Below are 1,173 nucleotides of genomic sequence, written 5' to 3'. Positions count from 1 at the left end.
CCCACTATCTACATCCTTCTCCCGGGAACTTGTCCACCATATCAGTTCATTATAAAAATCTTAGATTTTTGTCTTGACAACTGAGCCACTATAAACAGAACGGACTGTCCCCACGAACCCTGTACCGCTATGAAGCGGCTTACAGGAAGGGCGGGTTCCCCGGGCTGAAGCCGCAGGACCGGGAATCAAAGCGCTCCCCGAAACTCCCGGAAAACTTTGATGAACTTCTGGACCAGGCAATCCAACTGAAGCGGGAAGTACCAAAACGCTCAGTTCAGCAGATCATCTATATCCTGGAACTGGAGGGCCGTGTGGCCCCGGGAGTCCTGAAACGTTCCACGATGGAGCGCTATCTCTACAAAGCCGGATTCGGTGTCCGGCAGATGCAGATGTACAACGATGCCAGGAAGAGTTCCTCAAAACGGTTCTGCAAACCGCACCGGATGATGCTGATCCAGGGCGACATTAAATACGGCATAAAGCTTCCCATCGGCAGGAATGGGGCTATGGTTCAGACTTATCTCTCTTCCGCGATCGATGACCATTCCCGGTATGTGATCCAGTCTGAATTCTATGCCAGCCAGGAAGAATCCATTGTGGAGGATACTTTCCGGAAAGTGGTCCTCAAAGCCGGAAAATTTGATGCCTGTTACTTTGATAACGGATCACAGTACATAGCAAAACAGCTGAAACTCTCCCTGGGGAAACTTGGGATCACAATCCGCCATGCGCCCAGGGCGAGTGGAAAATCGAAAGGCAAATGTGAAAAATTCCATCAGGTTGTAGATTCGTACCTGAGGGAAGCAAAAGCGCATCAGATCCGGACACTGGAACAGCTGAACCAGTACTGGGAGATCTTCCTCGAAGAGTACTACCACAAGAAGCCCCATGAAGGGATCCGTGAGTACTACGAAAGCCTGGGCAGCCCCGTTCCCGCCCAGGGGATCACACCAATGCAGGAATGGGGAAGGGACAGCCGTCCCCTGACATTCCTGGATACCGGCGTAGTCGCAGAAGCTTTTCTCCATCACGAGACCCGTCTGGTAGACAAAGGCGCGTGCATCAGCTTCCAGGGCAGAAAATATGAGACAAAACCTTCCCTGATCGGCTGCAAAGTGGAGATTTCCTACGACCCGATGTCTCCGGAAGTGGTCAGGGTATCCTATCCGGGGA

Annotated in this window: 1 protein-coding gene; it reads left to right on the top strand. The window is 52.0% G+C overall.

Annotated elements, in window-relative coordinates:
- Positions 1–311: 311 nt before the first annotated feature.
- A partial coding sequence (locus tag HNP82_RS17785; protein ID WP_183776837.1) for a DDE-type integrase/transposase/recombinase occupies positions 312–1,173 on the top strand: 862 nt, incomplete at its 3' end.

Origin of the sequence: Catenibacillus scindens (genome assembly GCF_014202115.1) — a bacterium.
Taxonomy (GTDB): Bacteria; Bacillota; Clostridia; order Lachnospirales; family Lachnospiraceae; genus Catenibacillus; species Catenibacillus scindens.
Note: the sequence above shows the minus strand (reverse complement) of the source record. Positions and strands in the feature narration are given on the sequence as shown.